General features: G+C 68.3%; 19 protein-coding genes and 1 tRNA gene. 14 read left to right on the forward strand and 6 right to left on the reverse strand.

The window, feature by feature from the left end:
- Positions 1–97 precede the first annotated feature (97 nt).
- The 7 genes from AC5W7N_RS14790 to AC5W7N_RS14820 all read left to right on the forward strand — a co-directional run bounded on the left by AC5W7N_RS14790 (position 98) and on the right by AC5W7N_RS14820 (position 5,820).
- Positions 98–1,357, forward strand: a complete 1,260-nt coding sequence (locus AC5W7N_RS14790) for a S1C family serine protease (RefSeq protein ID WP_163811281.1) — start codon at positions 98–100, stop codon at positions 1,355–1,357.
- Positions 1,358–1,416: 59 nt separating this feature from the next.
- A complete protein-coding gene (locus AC5W7N_RS14795; protein ID WP_178127606.1) occupies positions 1,417–1,911 on the forward strand; it encodes a MogA/MoaB family molybdenum cofactor biosynthesis protein in 495 nt (164 codons plus the stop codon).
- Entirely contained in the window at positions 1,908–2,096 is a 189-nt protein-coding gene (locus tag AC5W7N_RS14800) for a hypothetical protein (RefSeq protein WP_163811286.1), read from the forward strand. Before AC5W7N_RS14795 ends, AC5W7N_RS14800 begins: the two co-directional genes overlap by 4 nt.
- A 544-nt stretch (positions 2,097–2,640) precedes the next feature.
- On the forward strand, positions 2,641–3,315 hold the full coding sequence (locus AC5W7N_RS14805) for an MspA family porin (protein WP_163811288.1): 675 nt from the start codon (positions 2,641–2,643) through the stop codon (positions 3,313–3,315).
- A gap of 64 nt (positions 3,316–3,379) precedes the next feature.
- Positions 3,380–4,045, forward strand: a complete 666-nt coding sequence (locus AC5W7N_RS14810; protein WP_163811290.1) for an MspA family porin — start codon at positions 3,380–3,382, stop codon at positions 4,043–4,045.
- Positions 4,046–4,385: 340 nt separating this feature from the next.
- Positions 4,386–5,048 (forward strand): MspA family porin, encoded by a 663-nt coding sequence (locus AC5W7N_RS14815; RefSeq protein WP_163811292.1) that lies wholly within the window; start codon positions 4,386–4,388, stop codon positions 5,046–5,048.
- A gap of 103 nt (positions 5,049–5,151) precedes the next feature.
- Positions 5,152–5,820: an MspA family porin gene (locus AC5W7N_RS14820; RefSeq protein WP_163811293.1), complete on the forward strand. Its 669-nt coding sequence runs from the start codon at positions 5,152–5,154 to the stop codon at positions 5,818–5,820.
- A gap of 55 nt (positions 5,821–5,875) precedes the next feature.
- Here AC5W7N_RS14820 and mscL read toward each other — a convergent pair whose 3' ends face one another.
- The 4 genes from mscL to AC5W7N_RS14840 all read right to left on the reverse strand — a co-directional run bounded on the left by mscL (position 5,876) and on the right by AC5W7N_RS14840 (position 8,204).
- A complete protein-coding gene (gene mscL / locus AC5W7N_RS14825) occupies positions 5,876–6,298 on the reverse strand; it encodes a large conductance mechanosensitive channel protein MscL (RefSeq protein ID WP_163811295.1) in 423 nt (140 codons plus the stop codon).
- A 126-nt stretch (positions 6,299–6,424) separates the two neighbouring features.
- Positions 6,425–7,135: an SAF domain-containing protein gene (locus AC5W7N_RS14830; protein ID WP_228805995.1), complete on the reverse strand. Its 711-nt coding sequence runs from the start codon at positions 7,133–7,135 to the stop codon at positions 6,425–6,427.
- A 91-nt stretch (positions 7,136–7,226) separates the two neighbouring features.
- Complete coding sequence (locus AC5W7N_RS14835) at positions 7,227–7,517, reverse strand: FmdB family zinc ribbon protein (RefSeq protein ID WP_036540013.1); 291 nt, start codon at positions 7,515–7,517, stop codon at positions 7,227–7,229.
- 90 nt (positions 7,518–7,607) lie between these two features.
- Entirely contained in the window at positions 7,608–8,204 is a 597-nt protein-coding gene (locus AC5W7N_RS14840; RefSeq protein ID WP_194989640.1) for a 5-formyltetrahydrofolate cyclo-ligase, read from the reverse strand.
- 69 nt (positions 8,205–8,273) lie between these two features.
- On the opposite strand from AC5W7N_RS14840, the gene AC5W7N_RS14845 reads away from it, so the two are divergent.
- The 5 genes from AC5W7N_RS14845 to AC5W7N_RS14865 all read left to right on the forward strand — a co-directional run bounded on the left by AC5W7N_RS14845 (position 8,274) and on the right by AC5W7N_RS14865 (position 12,795).
- A complete protein-coding gene (locus tag AC5W7N_RS14845) occupies positions 8,274–9,233 on the forward strand; it encodes a UTP--glucose-1-phosphate uridylyltransferase (RefSeq protein ID WP_163811299.1) in 960 nt (319 codons plus the stop codon).
- A gap of 42 nt (positions 9,234–9,275) precedes the next feature.
- A complete protein-coding gene (gene glp / locus AC5W7N_RS14850) occupies positions 9,276–10,535 on the forward strand; it encodes a molybdotransferase-like divisome protein Glp (RefSeq protein WP_014352933.1) in 1,260 nt (419 codons plus the stop codon).
- 12 nt (positions 10,536–10,547) lie between these two features.
- The gene (locus AC5W7N_RS14855) at positions 10,548–11,198 is read left to right on the forward strand and encodes a GNAT family N-acetyltransferase (RefSeq protein ID WP_048834420.1); all 651 of its coding nucleotides are present in this window, start codon (positions 10,548–10,550) and stop codon (positions 11,196–11,198) included.
- Positions 11,199–11,456: 258 nt separating this feature from the next.
- Positions 11,457–12,638: a divisome protein SepX/GlpR gene (gene sepX / locus AC5W7N_RS14860; RefSeq protein ID WP_194989387.1), complete on the forward strand. Its 1,182-nt coding sequence runs from the start codon at positions 11,457–11,459 to the stop codon at positions 12,636–12,638.
- Between the two features lie 81 nt (positions 12,639–12,719).
- Positions 12,720–12,795, forward strand: a tRNA-Ala gene (locus AC5W7N_RS14865).
- A gap of 548 nt (positions 12,796–13,343) precedes the next feature.
- On the opposite strand, the gene AC5W7N_RS14870 is transcribed toward AC5W7N_RS14865, so the two are convergent.
- Positions 13,344–14,015: a sigma factor-like helix-turn-helix DNA-binding protein gene (locus tag AC5W7N_RS14870; protein WP_324197353.1), complete on the reverse strand. Its 672-nt coding sequence runs from the start codon at positions 14,013–14,015 to the stop codon at positions 13,344–13,346.
- Between the two features lie 3 nt (positions 14,016–14,018).
- Positions 14,019–14,285, reverse strand: a complete 267-nt coding sequence (locus AC5W7N_RS14875; protein WP_490725517.1) for a sigma factor — start codon at positions 14,283–14,285, stop codon at positions 14,019–14,021.
- Between the two features lie 139 nt (positions 14,286–14,424).
- Between AC5W7N_RS14875 and AC5W7N_RS14880 the strand changes: the two genes are divergently transcribed.
- Positions 14,425–15,174 (forward strand): SDR family oxidoreductase, encoded by a 750-nt coding sequence (locus tag AC5W7N_RS14880; RefSeq protein WP_195020031.1) that lies wholly within the window; start codon positions 14,425–14,427, stop codon positions 15,172–15,174.
- A complete protein-coding gene (locus AC5W7N_RS14885) occupies positions 15,171–15,719 on the forward strand; it encodes a hypothetical protein (RefSeq protein ID WP_195020030.1) in 549 nt (182 codons plus the stop codon). Before AC5W7N_RS14880 ends, AC5W7N_RS14885 begins: the two co-directional genes overlap by 4 nt.
- Positions 15,720–15,811: the final 92 nt, after the last annotated feature.

A 15,811-nucleotide genomic window follows, 5' to 3' on the forward strand; every position in this document is an offset into this window, starting at 1 on the left:
CCGTTCGATCCGCAGCGAACTTCAAGCACGGTCTCAGTCCGCTCTCAGCAGTCGGCGTCACGCTGGATGGCACGACGTGAGAAAGAAACGAGTAACCATGACCGAGGATTTCACCGATCGACCGCACGGCCCGCATCCAGGGGCCGTGCCGCCGCCGGGTTACCACTCGGCGCCAGGTCCGCAGGGCCCTCCGTTCGGCCACGCCCCCGTTCCCGAGCCGCAGCCCGCCCCCAAGCGTCCGGTCCGCACCGGCCTGGTCGCGGGCGCGGTCGCGCTGGCATTGGTCAGCGGCGGCGTCGGTGGCGCGGTCGGCGCGCTGGTCGCGGGCGACGACGGCGCCGCGACCACTGTCACCAACGCCCTCGACGCACCGAAGCCCAATATCGATAACGCCTCCACCGCGCCCGCCGGCTCCACCCAGGCGGTGGCCCAGCGCGTGCTGCCGAGCGTGGTGATGATCAAGGTCGCGAGCAACCGCGCACAGGGCGAGGGCTCGGGAGTCATCTTGTCGTCGGATGGACTGATCCTGACCAACAACCACGTCGCCGCGGGCGGCGGTCCCGGCGCGAAGATGGAGGTCTCCTTCGCCGACGGCAGCACCGCGTCCGCGACCATGGTCGGCGCCGATCCGGTGTCCGATCTCGCCGTCATCAAGGTCGAGGGCAAGACGGGCCTGACCCCGATCGAACTCGGCAGCTCGGCCGGCCTCCAGGTCGGTCAGCCCGTCATCGCGATCGGCTCGCCCCTCGGCCTCGCCGGCACCGTCACCACCGGCATCGTCTCGGCGTTGAACCGGCCGGTCTCCACCTCCGGTCAGCCGAGCGCCGACCCGGCCACGCCCAACCCCGTCATCGACGCCATCCAGACCGACGCCGCGATCAATCCGGGTAATTCCGGCGGTGCGCTGGTCGACGCCAACGGCAAGCTGATCGGCATCAACACCGCGATCGCCACCCTCGGCGGCTCCGACCTCGGCGGCCAGCAGAGCGGCTCGATCGGGCTCGGTTTCGCCATCCCGGTCGATCAGGCCCGCCGGGTCGCCGAAGAACTGATCGAGACCGGCCACGCCACCTATGCCCAGATCGGCATCACGGTGCCGCGTAACGACACGGTGCGCGGAGCGCGGGTGCTCGAGGTGACCCCCGACGGTCCCGCCGCCAAGGCCGGTATCCCGGCCGGAGTGGTGATCACCCGGATGAACGACCGCACCATCGACTCCGGCGACGCCTTGGTCGCCGCCGTCCGTTCCAGCCGACCAGGAGACAAGGTGAGCGTGACATATACCGATGAGCAGGGCGGAAACGCCAAGACGGTCGAGGTGACCCTCGACGCGGTGTCGACCGGGGGAGTGCGGTGATGCAGGTGCTGCACGGGGGATGGGAGCCGATGCTCGGCGGTGACGCTACGGTGAGCACCATGGACATCGATGGTTCCGTGGCAGGACGCGCACTGGTCGTGGTCGTCGACGACCGCACCGCGCACGGTGGTGTGGATTCGCTGGGCCCGCTGGTCACCGAATTGCTCACCGAAGCGGGCTTTCTCGTCGACGCGTCGGTGACGGTGCAGGCCGATGAGGTGGAGATCCGTAACGCGCTCAACACCGCGGTGATCGGCGGCGTCGACCTGGTCATCTCGGTCGGCGGCACGGGTATGTCGCCGCGCGATGTCACGCCGGAGGCCACCTCCCAGGTGCTCGACCGTGAGCTGCCCGGTATCAGCGAGGCCCTGCGTTCCTCTGGCCGGGTCGCCGGTTCCCTCGACGCGGGCCTTTCGCGCGGCCTGGCCGGTATCTCCGGCAGCACCCTTGTGGTGAACCTGCCCGGTACTCGTTCGGCCATCCGCGATGGCATGGCGACCCTCGGCCCGCTCGCCAGCCGGGTGATCGGTGAACTGTCCGGATTGGACGAATGAGTTCTTCCGACGATCGCAGCGACGTCCCCCGTCCGGTCCGCCGGCCGGGGGACGCCGCGCGTCTGGCGCGCATCTTCGGTGAGGTGCTCCCGGAGACCACCGGCGACGAACGCGGCGACGACCGCGACACGCCGTCGAGCACCGACGACTGGTTGCGGTCGCAGGTTCCGCCGCATCACGGCTGAGTTCTTCCGCGTTCCAGCTACCGCCCGGGCGCCGATGCCTCGCCCGTTATCTACTGCCCTGCTACGTATTTACTGACGCGTAGCTATCTCGAGCGTTCAAGATTCAAGCTCTTTGCTGTTCCGATCTCCTCCGGAATACGTTCTCGTCCCGTATTCGCCGCTGGTGCTGCTTCGCCGTCCGGGGCAATTCGGCTACTTTGCCGGAACTCGCATCCTGCATTTATGCACGTCAAGCGATATAAGCATTTTGGCTATGTGATACAGATCACTCGGGTCTTGACGAATACTTTCGTTGTCCGTTCCGTTACCGCCGGTTAATCTCGCCTCGGGCCATCGCAACCGCCTCCGCAGTCCAGTGGCCTGCACGAATGTGCAGACCTCGCGGAGTCGGGTGTGGCCCGGCAGTAGTCGAGCTTTGCGTTGAAATAACAGCGAGTTACACAACGGCAACAAATAGGCGACACACTGAGCTGGGCCTGTGAGGACCATGTCCAGCCTCGACGGTCGAGGCTGGTCTGTTCGAGAAAAATTGATGAGGGGAAGTATGAGCGAGAACCGCACCAACGGTTTGCGCCGCGGAGCCCGTGCCGCGGGCGTCGGCGCCGCAGCCGCCGTGGCCCTGGGTCTGCTTTCGACCGGGGCCGCAAACGCGGATACCTTCGTGCCGTTGCCGGACGGCGAGAAGGTTGGTCCGGGTGTGACCATCAAGCGCACCCATGAGCACGCTGTCGTTTCGCCGTCCATGGCGGCCAATGGCGCAGGTCGCGTTGTCTGGGTTTCGGGCACCGCGAGCGCGGACGTCACCGTCACCCCCGAGGGCGAGGTGGGTCCGAACAACGGCCCCGCCGGCGCGCCGGGTACCAACAACTCCTCCACCCACGGTGCGTCCCAGCTGAACACGGGCTACATCGTGGGCTGCCAGGTCAGCATCGGCGACGAGGCCATCTCCGCCGGTCTGTCGGGAAGCATCGATGTCGAGGGCGCCTCGGTCGGCGGTGCGGTGGGTCTGGAGCTGGGCCCGGGCGAGGTGAAGTTCGTCCAGATCGAGTACAAGGACATTCTGAAGCCGGGCCACTACTCGGTCGAGTACCAGGACGTCGAGATGGAGATCCAGGGCTGCGCGGGTTACGCGCAGGCGCGGGCGTACACGGTCGTCGAGATCATCGGTGACCACTACTCGAAGACCACCCTTTACGGGCAGCCGTTCAGCATCGGCTGAGTCGTCGAATTCGACCGTACAAACCTCTCGCCTCGAGCGAACTCGACCCTCGAAGGGTACAAACATGATCAACCGTAAGATCGTGGCGCGGGCGGCCGGACTCGGCGCTGCCGCCACCGTTGCCATGGGCCTGTTCTCCACCGGTGCGGCCAACGCCGACACCTTCGTGCCGCTGCCCGGCGGCGAAATCGTCAAGACGCTGTCCGACGGCACCGTGGTGACGGTCCGCCTGGTCGGTGAATCGGCCAACATCAACCCCTCCCTCGGCTCCACCCCGGTGCACCGCAACGCCTGGGTATCGGCCAGTGCGCAGGTCGAGCTGGCCGGTGAGGGCGCCAAGGGTGGCAAGATCTACCCCGGTTACGTGGTGGGCTGCCAGGTGAACATCGGCGGCGGCGGCGTCGAAGGCGGCGCCTCTGCCGGCGGCACCTGGGAAGGCGATCCCACCGGTGGCGTCGAGAGCGGCGGCGAGCTGTCGCTCGGCCCCGGCCAGGCCAAGTCCTTCTACGTGCTCGACCTCGAAGACACCGACGACTTCGGCAACGAGTCGCACGAGACCCGCAACGTCTTCAAGGGCACCAGCGGCTCGGTCACCTGGGCCGATGAGACCATCGGTCTGACCGGCTGCGCCGGCTACGCGCAGGCGCGTGCCTTCGTCAAGGTCAAGGTCGAGACCGACAATGTCATGTCGGTGGTGACCCTGTGGGGTCAGCCGTTCAGCCTGGGCTGATCGGCTCCCGCTCGGGCCGGCCAACGGCCTGAGCAAACGCGACCAGCGAAATGAACGCGGGTCTGTCACAATCGTGACAGGCCCGCGTTCTGCTGTTTTCGGCCCGCGACCGGTGAATTCGTCCCTGTCGCGGCGGATTCGGCCGATCTGCGTAACCTCTCGGCTACCTACACCTCATCTTGCTGCCATGCCGCGGACGAAATGCCGTCCCCGACTGTTCATTCGCTGTGCCGATTCGGGTTCATCTGGCGGTCAGCGCTTTCGAGCACGCTCATCTGAGCCTGCTGTAGGCCATCCCCGTGCGAACGGGGTTGTCGCTGAAAACCTGATGAGGGGAAGTATGAGCAAGAACCGCACCAACGTCACGCGCGCGATGGGCGTCGGCGCCGTCGCCGCCGTGGCCATGGGACTGTTCTCGGCCGGCGCCGCCAACGCGGACGCCTTCGTGCCGCTGCCGGACGGTGAGAAGATCGGCCCCGGCGTCACCATCAAGCGCACCCATGAGAGCGCGCTGGTCTCGCCGTCGCTGGCGGCCAACGGTGCCGGTCGCACCGTGTGGGTCTCCGGTATCGCGAGCGCCGATGTCACCGCCACCCCCGAGGGTGAAGTGGGTCCGAACAACGGTCCGACCGGTGCCCCCGGCACCAACAACTCCTCCACCCACGGCACCTCGCAGCTGAACACCGGCTACATCGTCGGCTGCCAGGTCGCCATCGGCGACGAGGCCATCTCGGCCGGTGTCTCCGGCAGTGTCGACCTCGACGGCGCGTCCGTCGGCGGCTCGGTGGGTCTCGAGCTCGGCCCGGGTGAGGTCAAGTTCGTCCAGATCGAGTACAAGGACATCACCAAGCCGGGTGTCTACTCCGTCGAGTACCAGGACGTCGAGATGGAGATCCAGGGCTGTGCCGGTTACGCGCAGGCCCGCGCCTACACCGTGGTCGAGATCATCGGCGACCACTACTCGAAGACCACCCTCTACGGCCAGCCGTTCAGCATCGGCTGATTCCGGGTCTGCCCGGCCGTCTCGGCCGGACCGGACCGATGTGTCTCGAATCCGCCAATCAATCTCTCGCTGAAGCGAATCAACCCCAGAGGGGCATTACACAATGATCAACCGTAAGAGCATCGTGCGTGCGGCCGGTGCGGGTGCCGCCGCGGCCGTCGCGATGGGCCTGTTCTCCACCGGTGCGGCCAACGCCGACACCTTCGTGCCGCTGCCCGGCGGCGAAATCGTCCGCACCCTGTCCGACGGCACCGTGGTGACGGTCCGTCTGGTCGGCGAGTCGGCCAACATCAACCCGTCGATGGGTTCCACCCCGGTGCACCGCAACGCGTGGGTCTCGGCCAGCGCGCAGGTCGAGCTGTCCGGCTCGGGCGCCAAGGGCGGCAAGATCTACCCCGGCTATGTCGTGGGCTGCCAGGTGAACATCGGCGGCGGTGGCGTCGAGGGCGGCGTCTCCGGTGAGGGCACCTGGGACGGCGAGTCCTTCGGTGTCGGCGCCGAGAGCGGCGGCGAGCTGTCGCTCGGCCCCGGCCAGGCCAAGTCCTTCTACGTGCTCGACCTCGAAGAGGCCGACGACTTCGGTGAGGAGTCGCACGAGAAGCGCAACAAGTTCAAGGGCAAGAGCGGCAGCGTCACCTGGGCCGACGAGACCATCGGCCTGAGCGGCTGCGCCGGTTACGCGCAGGCGCGGGCGTTCGTGAAGGTCAAGGTCGAGACCGAGAACGTGATGTCCGTGGTGACCCTGTGGGGTCAGCCGTTCAGCATCGGCTGATTCTCCTCCCACGATCGAAAGGGCCTGTCGCACTCGGCGACAGGCCCTTTCGTCGTCAGGACTCGGAGGAGTACTCGTGCCGCCCCCCGCCGGTCTTCTGGCCCTCGGCCAGCAGATCGCGGATCTGGATCAGCAGGTCGTTGTCGCTGAGCACTTCCTCCTTCTCCTCCTTGGCGAAGCGCTTCTTCACATGCGTGGAAGGCATCACCAAGACGAAGTACAGGACCGCCGCGATCATCAGGAAGTTGATGCACGCGGTGATGATCGGGCCCACCTCGATGAAGGTCGAGGGATTGTCGGCAACCAATCGGAAACCGAGCCCGAGTTCATTGGGACTGCCGAAAACCGCGAGCAGCGGATTGATGATCCCATTGGTGAACGCGGTGACGATCGCGACGAACGCGGTACCCATGACGACGGCAACAGCCAGGTCGACGACGTTTCCGCGAAGCACGAAATCCTTGAACCCCTTGAGCAATGCCCTATCTCCTTCGGTGTGCGGAACCGAATGTCCGCAGCCGGGTGCTGGTCTTCCCGGATGCTAGTTGACCGCACCGGCTAACGCTCGGCGAACGATGGAGCCGGCGATCAGAGGTGATCGATCTCAATGGAAGACGACGGTCAGGGCGGTGCTCAACGATGCCGCGGCCACCGCGGCCGCGTTCTCGGCGCCCATCGCCACCAGGACCACTCGCTCCGCCGATCGTGTCGGCGATGACCCGGGGGAGCCGGAGATCAGGACCACGGCGGCATCGGTGGCCAGGGTGCGCGCGGGGCGGGCGGCTCGGTCGGATTCGTCGGCTGCGATGACGTCGACGCGATCACCCGCGCGCAGGATGTCGGCGACGGCGGTATCGGCCAGCCGGAGGGGAACGATCCTGGCGTCCGGTGCGCCTCCGGCCACCGCGGCCAGCCGCGGGCCGATCACACGCAGATCGGTCAGGATCTCCCCGGTGCTCATCGCGCCGGTGATGGTGGCACCGATCAGCGGGGCCGGATCGCGCGCCGCACCGCCGGGTAGTGCGCCGGATTCCCGGTCGACGACCCGCAGGTCCGCTGAGGTGAGCAGATGGCCGGGTGGTAGATCGCGAGCCGCGACGACGACGCGTGCGCGGTCGGCATCGGGATCACCGCGCAGCATCAGTACGACTGCGGCGGCGGTGAGAACGGCGGCGAGGACCCGCCTGGCGAGCAATCCGTCGGCCCATGGTGGCCGATTCCAGAATGCTTCCCGCAGCGTCTCGCCGCGGCCGAGCGGACCATCGCCGAAGCGCTGGGGGCCGAGTCGGCGGCGGCCGGCGAACATTCCGATCATGCGCCGAGCGTATGGCGCGGATCGGCGGCCCGGGCCCGGTGAGCGACGGGTTGTGGACAACTCGCGGGCTGTGCACAACCCGCGACTCGCCTCAGCTGGCGGCTGCGGTGCTGGCCGCCGCCGCGGGGGCGGCCGAGGAGCTCGAATCGGAGCCGGAGGAGGATCCGCTGTCGGACTTGGCGGGCTCGCTGGCGGTGGACGCACCGCCGCGGCTGTCGGTGCGGTAGAAACCGCTGCCCTTGAACACGATGCCGACGGAGTTGAACAGCTTGCGCAGCTTGCCCGAGCACTCCGAGCAGACGCTCAGCGCCTCGTCGGTGAAGGACTGAACGATGTCGAAGCGGTTATCACACTGGGTGCACGCGTACGAATAAGTTGGCACAGGATCCTCCGCAGGGTTCGTCGATCTAGCACTCTACAGGCGACAGTGCCAACATTGCCACCCGGGATTTCATTCCCGGCGGGCGCGCGGTCAATCGGCGGACAACTCGCGCAGCCCGCCGCGCGGCGTCAGGGCCCAGCCCATCCGCAGGTCGTGCGGCTCCTCGGGCAGCCGTTCCACCAGCTCAGCGTCACGAACCACCGCCACGAGCCGGGCAGCCGGGTCGGCCGCGGCCAGCGTGCGGTCGTAGTAGCCTGCGCCGCGCCCGAGCCGCACACCACGTAGATCCACCGCCAGCGCAGGGACGAGAATCACACTCGCGCGCGCCACCGCGGCAATACCCAATGCTGGTCCGCTCGGCTCGAGCAGCCCGTAGCGGGCGGCGCGCAGACTCGCCGCACCGGTGTACTCGGCCCAGTCCAGAGGTCCCGGTGGCCCCGTCACCGGCAGCAATACCCGCGCTCCCGCTGCCAGCAGCGCGTCGAGCATCGCCTCCGAGCCCGGTTCACCACGCACCGGGACATACGCGCACACCCATTCGCCGACCACGATTTGCCCGGCCGTCGCTGCCAGCGCGGACGCCTCCTGCGCCCGGTCGGCGTCGGACACCGCGGCCCGCTGCGCGAGAATCTCCAACCGCCAGGCATGTTTATCGCGCTCACCGGGCATCTTCACGGTGATCACCATAGGCTCATGCGGGCGCCAGGCCGCCGCGAAGCAGGCTTGGACGACGTATTACACGGATAAGGTGTGCATATGACAGCGAAGGCAGGCGAGCCCGGCTCGACGACGGGCGCGGCGGTGGAGTCGTGCTTCCGTACTGCGGTCGTGCCGGCCGCTGGGCTCGGGACCCGGTTCCTGCCCGCGACCAAGACGGTGCCCAAGGAGTTGCTGCCGGTCGTCGATACCCCCGGCATCGAACTGGTGGCCGCCGAGGCCGCCGAATCCGGCGCCGACCGGCTGGTCATCGTCACCTCACCCGGTAAAGACGGTGTGGTCGCGCATTTCGTCGAGGATCTGGTGCTGGAGAGCACCCTCGCCGAACGGGGCAAGTTCCAGCTGCTGGAGAAGGTGCGTAAGGCGCCGGGGCTGCTCGATGTCACCTCCGTCGTGCAGGACGAGCCGCTCGGACTCGGCCACGCGATCGCCCAGGCCGAAAGCGTGCTCGACGCCGACGAGGACGCCATCGCCGTCCTGCTGCCCGACGATCTGGTGCTGCCGTGCGGTGTGCTCGACACGATGAGCCGGGTCCGGCGCGAACGCGGCGGCACGGTGCTGTGCGCCATCGACGTCCCCAAGGATCAGGTGAGCGCTTACGGCGTCTTCGATGTCGAGCCGGTGCCCGGCGTGGCGGATCCGGATGTGTTGCGCGTCAACGGGATGGTGGAAAAGCCGGCCCTCGCCGACGCGCCGTCGACCTACGCCGCGGCCGGCCGCTATCTGCTCGACCGGGCCATCTTCGACGCCCTGCGCCGGATCGAGCCGGGCACGGGCGGCGAACTGCAGGTGACCGATGCGATCGCGCTGCTGATCGCCGAGGGTCATCCGGTGCATGTGGTGGTTCACCGTGGGTCGCGCCACGATCTGGGCAACCCGGGCGGCTATCTTCGTGCTGCAGTGGATTTCGCGCTGGAGCGGGAGGAATACGGTCCCGCCCTGCGGGAGTGGCTGCAGCATCGGCTGGGACCCGACTGGGATCCGCAGGTGACGGCGTAGGAACAGATCGCCCGAGGGGCGAGGGAGATCGGGAAGGGCTGGATGCGCTCGGTTGAGGATCAGCAGATCAAGGTGACCGCGGCGGCGGTCGCGCCCCGGCCGGTCCGGGTCGCGATATCCGAGGCCCAGGGCCTGCTGTGTGCCGAGGACGTCGTCACCGAACGGCCGCTGCCCGGTTTCGACCAGGCCGCCATCGACGGTTACGCGGTGCGCAGCGTCGACGTCGCGTCGGCCGGCGCCGAAATCCGTGACGAAGAAGGCGAACTGGTCGATCTGACGTTGCCCGTGGTCGGCGAGGTGGTCGCGGGTTCGCGCCAGCCGATCCGGTTGCAGCCGCGCCAGACGGTGCGCGTCGACACCGGTGCCCCGCTGCCGACGCTGGCCGACGCGGTGCTGCCGATCGACTTCACCGACGGCGGTCGCGCCCGGATCAAGGTGTACGAGCCGGTGCGTTCCGGCGATTACGTGCGCCGCATCGGCGACGATGTGCAACCCGGCGACGTCGCCGTGCGCGCCGGCACCATCATCGGCGCGGCGCAGGTCGGGCTGCTCGCGGCGGTCGGCCAGGACAAGGTGCTGGTGCATCCGCGGCCCCGGCTGTCGGTGATCTCGGTGGGCGCCGAGCTCATCGACATCGACCGCACGCCCGGCCCTGGCCAGGTGTACGACGTGAATTCCTATGCCCTGGCGGCGGCTGCGCGCGATGCGGGCGCCGACGTCAACCGGGTCGGCATCGTCGACGCCGATCCGCGCAGGCTGCGTGATGTGGTCGAAGGTCAGCTGGTCCGTTCGGAGGTCGTGGTGATCGCGGGTGCGGTCGGCGGCTGGGCCTCGGAACAGGTGCGGGAAGCGTTGGAGGGTCTCGGCGAGCTCGAGATCGCCAGGGTCGCCATGCATCCCGGTTCCGTGCAGGGCTTCGGGCGGCTCGGCCGCGATGAGGTGCCGACGTTTCTGCTGCCGTCCAATCCCGTCGGCGCCCTCGTGGTGTTCGAGGTGATGGTGCGGCCGCTGATCCGGATCGCGCTCGGGCGACGTCAGCCGATGCGGCGAATCGTGCACGCCCGCACGATCACTCCGATCCAATCGATGGCCGGGCGCAAGGGCTATCTGCGTGCCCAGTTGATGCGCGACGAAGCCACCGGCGAATACCTGGTGCAACCACTGGGTTCGGGGGCGGGCGCGTCCTCCCATCTGCTGGCGACGCTGGCCGAGGCCAACAGCCTGATCGTCGTCGATCCGGACGACACCGAGATCCGGACGGGCGACGAGGTCCAGGTCGCTTTTCTCGCACAGCGCGGCTGAAACGTGGAGACCATGAACGTTTTCCGGGCCACCCAGCACCCTGGGTGGCCCGCACATCTGGGCCCGGTGCGGGTCGCGGCCGGGCAGGTGGCGTTGCGACCGGTGCGGCTGCGCGATGCCGCCGCCTGGAGCCGGATCCGGTTGCGCGACCAGCAGCATCTGGAACCGTGGGAGCCCACCGGCCGAGGTGCGTGGGAAGCGCGCAATCACGCCTCGAACTGGCCGTCGCTGTGGTCGAGCCTGAAGGCCGAGGCGCGGCGTGGGGCGATGATCCCGCTGGTGATCGAGGTCGACGGCGCGTTCAGCGGACAGTTGACCGTCGGCAATATCGTGCGCGGGGCGTTGCGATCGGCGTGGATCGGCTACTGGGTGGCCAAGGATCTCGGCGGACAAGGCGTGGCGACCGCGGCGCTGGCGCTCGGACTCGACCATTGTTTCGGGCCGGTCGGCTTGCACCGGGTCGAGGCGACCGTGCGGCCGGAGAATATGGCGAGCCAGGCGGTGCTGCGCAACGTCGGGTTCCGTGAGGAAGGCCTGCTACGCCGCTATCTGGATGTCGATGGGGCGTGGCGCGATCATCTACTCGTCGGCCTGACCGTCGAAGAGGTGGCCGGGACAGTGGTGGACCGGCTCGCTCGGGAAGGCCGGTTGACGCTGCTGTGAACGCGGGCCCGACGACGGGCCGCAATGGTGGAAATGTGACGGGTGTGGCGGATGTGCACGGCGCGCCTGCCGGACCGTGCCCCTACCCGGAATTAACCTACGGACGTCGGTGGTGCGCCCTGCGCCATCGGCAGGGAGCCTGCGACCCGCCCGGCGACCATGCCGCAGCGCCTGTGCGGCAGCCGGAACAGTCACCGCGACGGGGCCGCGGGGCGCGGGTCGGAACTGGATCAGGCGGGGACGGAGGTGCTGACGGCGATGCCGAATTCGATCTTGTGGATCGGCCTGGTCGTACTCTGGGTCTTCGTCCTGTTTCCGATACTCGCCGACCGGCATCCCCGGATCCGGCAGACCACCGACACGGCACTCGCCACCCGGGTGCTGCATCGCGGAGGTTCGAAGCGGCGCACCAGGTCCGGACCCGCCGCCGGGCACGACAGCGACCCCGATTGGCGGCCGAGACGAGTGCAGAGAAAGCGTCCCCACAGCGATGATGCGGAGGATCGGATGACGACTTCGGCCGACGAGCCCGTCACCGAGGCTGACGACGAACACAACACGCCGGGAGACGTCACCGACACCGGCGCGGCCCGTGCCACGACCGCCAAGGCGACCCGCCGGGCGGTGACTGAGACGGAACTCGATGAAATGGCGGCGGACGAGGCCGCCGACACCGACGACACGGAATCGGGCGTGCCCGGCGACCCCGATGCCGTGCGCGCCGACTATGTGGACGATGAAGAGCGCGAGGAACGCGAAGAGCGCGAAGACCGCATCGACCGCGAACACCGTATCGACCGCGAAGAGCGCGTCGACTATGACGACGACCAGGACGATAACGCGGACGCCACCCGACGCGACCCGCTCGCCGCCCGGATACCTCCCGCGCGTTCGGCGCTGCCCGCCGTGGCCGAACCCGAGCCCGCCGACACCGACGACACCGACTTCATCCCCACCCGGCGCGGCCGCGGCGGATTCGACCCCGAAGCCGACGCCATCGCCCGCGCCGCCCGCTACACCTTCCGTCAGCGCGCCGTGCTCGGCCTGGTACTCACCACCCTGCTGTGCGGAGCGCTGGCCATCGCGATCGCGCCCGTCTTCTGGTGGGGTTGCGGCCTGACCGCGACCGTCCTCGTCACCTACCTGGCCTACCTGCGCAAGCAGGTCAGGATGGAAGAAGAGATCCGCCGGCGCCGCAGCGCCAGGCTCGCGCGCACCACCCAGCGCCCCGACAAAGAACGCGACGAACAAGCCGCGCGTCCCGCCCGCCGCGGCATGGACCGCGACACCGCCCGCGCCCTGCGCCGCCGCTCCGAACTGCTCGAACCCGACGACGAAGACCCCGCCTTCGAACACCTCGAAGCCTTCGACGCCACCGCCGCCCGCGCCGTCCGCAACCGCGCCGCCGGCGGCGACATGCGCCGCGCCGCCGGAGAATAACCGCAGGTGGCGGGCCCGATTCGGAATCGGCGCCCGCCTCCTGCTACAGTGTCACAGCGCGGTTCCCGCCAGGAACCGCACGGGGCTATAGCGCAGTTGGTAGCGCGTCTCGTTCGCATCGAGAAGGTCAGGGGTTCGATTCCCCTTAGCTCCACCAAAGGCGGCGCATGCTCATGGCGAGCATTCGCCGCCTTTTTGGTTCCGCGTGTTTTTTGGGGGCGAAGCCCCCAAACCCCACCCGGAGGGCTTCGCCCCCGGACCCCCGCCGTGGTTTACCCGTCCGGGATGGGGCTGCCCGCCGTTGCTGCTTAAAGGCTTTGCCCCCGGGCCTTCTCCTGGGTCTACCTGTCCGGGATGGCTTGCCCGCCGTTGCTGCCCGGCGGGCTTCGCCGGGCCCCGCCGTGGTGAACAGCCCCCGGATTGCGACCTACCTGCGGGCTTGCTCAGGGCTGCCGTCTGTGCTCGCCCACCCACGTTGCCGCGCCACTGAGCTCCTCCTGGATCTAGCCGTCCGGGATGGCTGCCCGTCGTTGCTACCTAAAGGGCTTCGCCCGTGGGCCTTCTCCTGGGTCTACCTGTCCGGGACGGCTGCCCGCGGTTGTACCTATAGGCTTCGCCCCGGAACTCACCTCGGGATTGGCTGTCCCGGTTGGGTGCTGTCCGGTGGCTTCGCATTCGCGCCCTGTCGGCTTCCCTCTGCCTTCTTCAACCGAGTCCCCACTGGTTCGCCGGTTGTGGCGTGCCGGCGGGCACTTGATCGAGAGTGGCTGCGGCGAAGGCCAGCTTCGCTTCGGCCACGATCATGCGTAGCGCCACGATGCGAGAGTCCGCGGGCTCGACCATGATCACGGCGGTGAGGCGGTCGCCGTCGAAGGCGAGCATGGACAGCTCGCCGTTGACTATGGCTGTGGTGACGGTGATAGCCGAGGCCTCGAGGCGGCGGCCGGCACCGATCAGATAGCGCAGTACACGTTCGCGGCCCAGGATCGGGCGGCGGGCCGCGGTCGCGCCGCCACCGTCGGTCCAGGCCACCACATCATCGGCCAGCAGGCGATGCAGTCTTGCCGCATCGCCCGAGGTGGCGGCGGCCAGGAATTCGGAGACCATCCGGTGATGCCGGGGCTCGTCGGCGGCGAAACGCTTACGCCGGCCGGCCAGATGCGCGCGGGCACGGTGATACAGCTGACGTGAATTCGCGGCGTCGATATCGAGAATGGCGGCTATCTCGTCGTGCGAATGGTCGAATGCCGCACGCAGCACGAAGACGGCTCGTTCGGCCGGGGTGAGCCGTTCCAGCAGCAGCAGGAACGCCATCGATACGGACTCGCGCTGCTCCACCGTCTCCAGCGGACCGAGCACACCGGTCTCGGTGAGCACCGGTTAGGGCAGCCACGGGCCCGGATAGGTTTCGCGGCGGGCCCGCGCGGAAGTGAGCTGGTTGAGGCACAGATTCGTGACCACCTTGGACAACCATGCGCCGGGTGTTTCCACCCAATCGGCGTCGTGCCAGCTCAGATAGGCACTCTGGACCGCATCCTGGGCGTCCGTAGCGGAGCCGAGCAGCCGATAGGCCAGCCCGAACAGGCGCGGCCGATGTTCTTCGAAGACCGACGCGCGGTCGGCGGCGGATGGCTCCGGCGATTCCATTGCTCGGAAGATTATTCGAAGCAGGCCACGTCCTCGAACGTTGCGAGGTCGGTCACAGTCGCACGGACCTGTCACATTCCAGGGCTGTGCCCGGTTCTGAACCGATGAACACCTATCGTCCGCACGAAATGAGGTCAGGATGAGCACAGTGCTGGTCACTGGTGGTACCGGAAAATTGGGCCGAGCCGTCGTCGAACGATTGCAGGCCCGGCAGCGCGAGATCCGAGTGCTGAGCCGCACGCCCGGGGCGGGCCGCGTGGTCGGCGATCTGCGCACGGGCGCCGGGCTCGGGGAGGCCGTCGAGGGAGTGGATGTGGTCGTGCACTGCGCCACCACCTACGGCCGCAATGACGTGGTGGCGGCCCGGCGGCTCGTCGATGCGATCGGCCGCACGGGGGGAGCGCCACATCTGGTGAATACTTCGATCGCCGGTGTGGACCGGATCCCGTTGCCCTACTACCGCGCCAAACTGGCAGCGGAACAAGTGATCTCGGGTAGCGGGCTGCCGTGGACGAACCTACGCGCCACCCAATTCCACGATCTGCTGGCCACGATATTCGATGTGCAGCGGTGGCTGCCGGTCACCTTCGCGCCCGACCGGTTTCGATTCCAGCCCATCGACCTCGAGACGGTCGCGGACCATCTGGCGGAGCTCGCCATCCACCCACCCGTCGGAAACGCACCGGATCTGGGTGGGCCGCGGATCCACAGCCTGCGCGAGCTGGCGGAAATCCACCGATCGGTCGTGCATCGGCGTCGGCCGATTCTCTCGCCACGTCTGCCGGGCAGGGTCGCGCAAGGTTACGCGCAGGGATGGAATCTCGTCCCCGACAATCCCCGAGGCACCCTCACCTTCGAAGGGTTCCTGCGAGCGCGGGTGACGCGGTGACGGGCACGCGGGGCCGGATAGCGCGCGGGGGACTCCTGTTCTTCGCCGGTGTCTCCGCCGTCTTGGGAGTGGTGATCCTGACCGCCCCCGAATGGTTCTTCTCCCTCTCCTGGGTCAACCTCGGCATGCCGTACAACCCGCACCTCTTGCTCGACTACGGTGCGATGAACCTGGCACTGGCCATTCCACTCGCGGCATCGGCCGTGGCCGCGAGCCCGCTGGCCGTGCGCAGCGGACTGGGCTCGTACGCGGTGTGGTCGGTCGCGCATCTCGTGATTCACCTGCGCTACGGCGCGCATCTCGCAGCGCACACCTCCACCGCGAACGCGAACCTGCTGCTCGTGGTCCTTGCCGTCGGCGCGGTGATCTCGCTGACGCTGTTCCTGCTCTCGCTCGGCAATCCGGGGCAACAGCCGCCGACCACCGCAGGTCATTCGTTCAGCGGCCGGCGCCGGTCACTGAACCGCTGCTCGAAGCCCGCGATGGAGGAACCGGGCGCGACCGAGGACGACGACTGTTCCAGCACACCGTCATCGGCGACGTAGTAGATGGCGGCCGATCGAGATCTCGTCTTCGGGGGCCGGCATGGCGCGCCCGCCCGGAAGCGCATGCAGCGTCGAACCGCTCCGCGCCGGCC

It is taken from the genome of Nocardia sp. CDC519 (assembly GCF_059509835.1).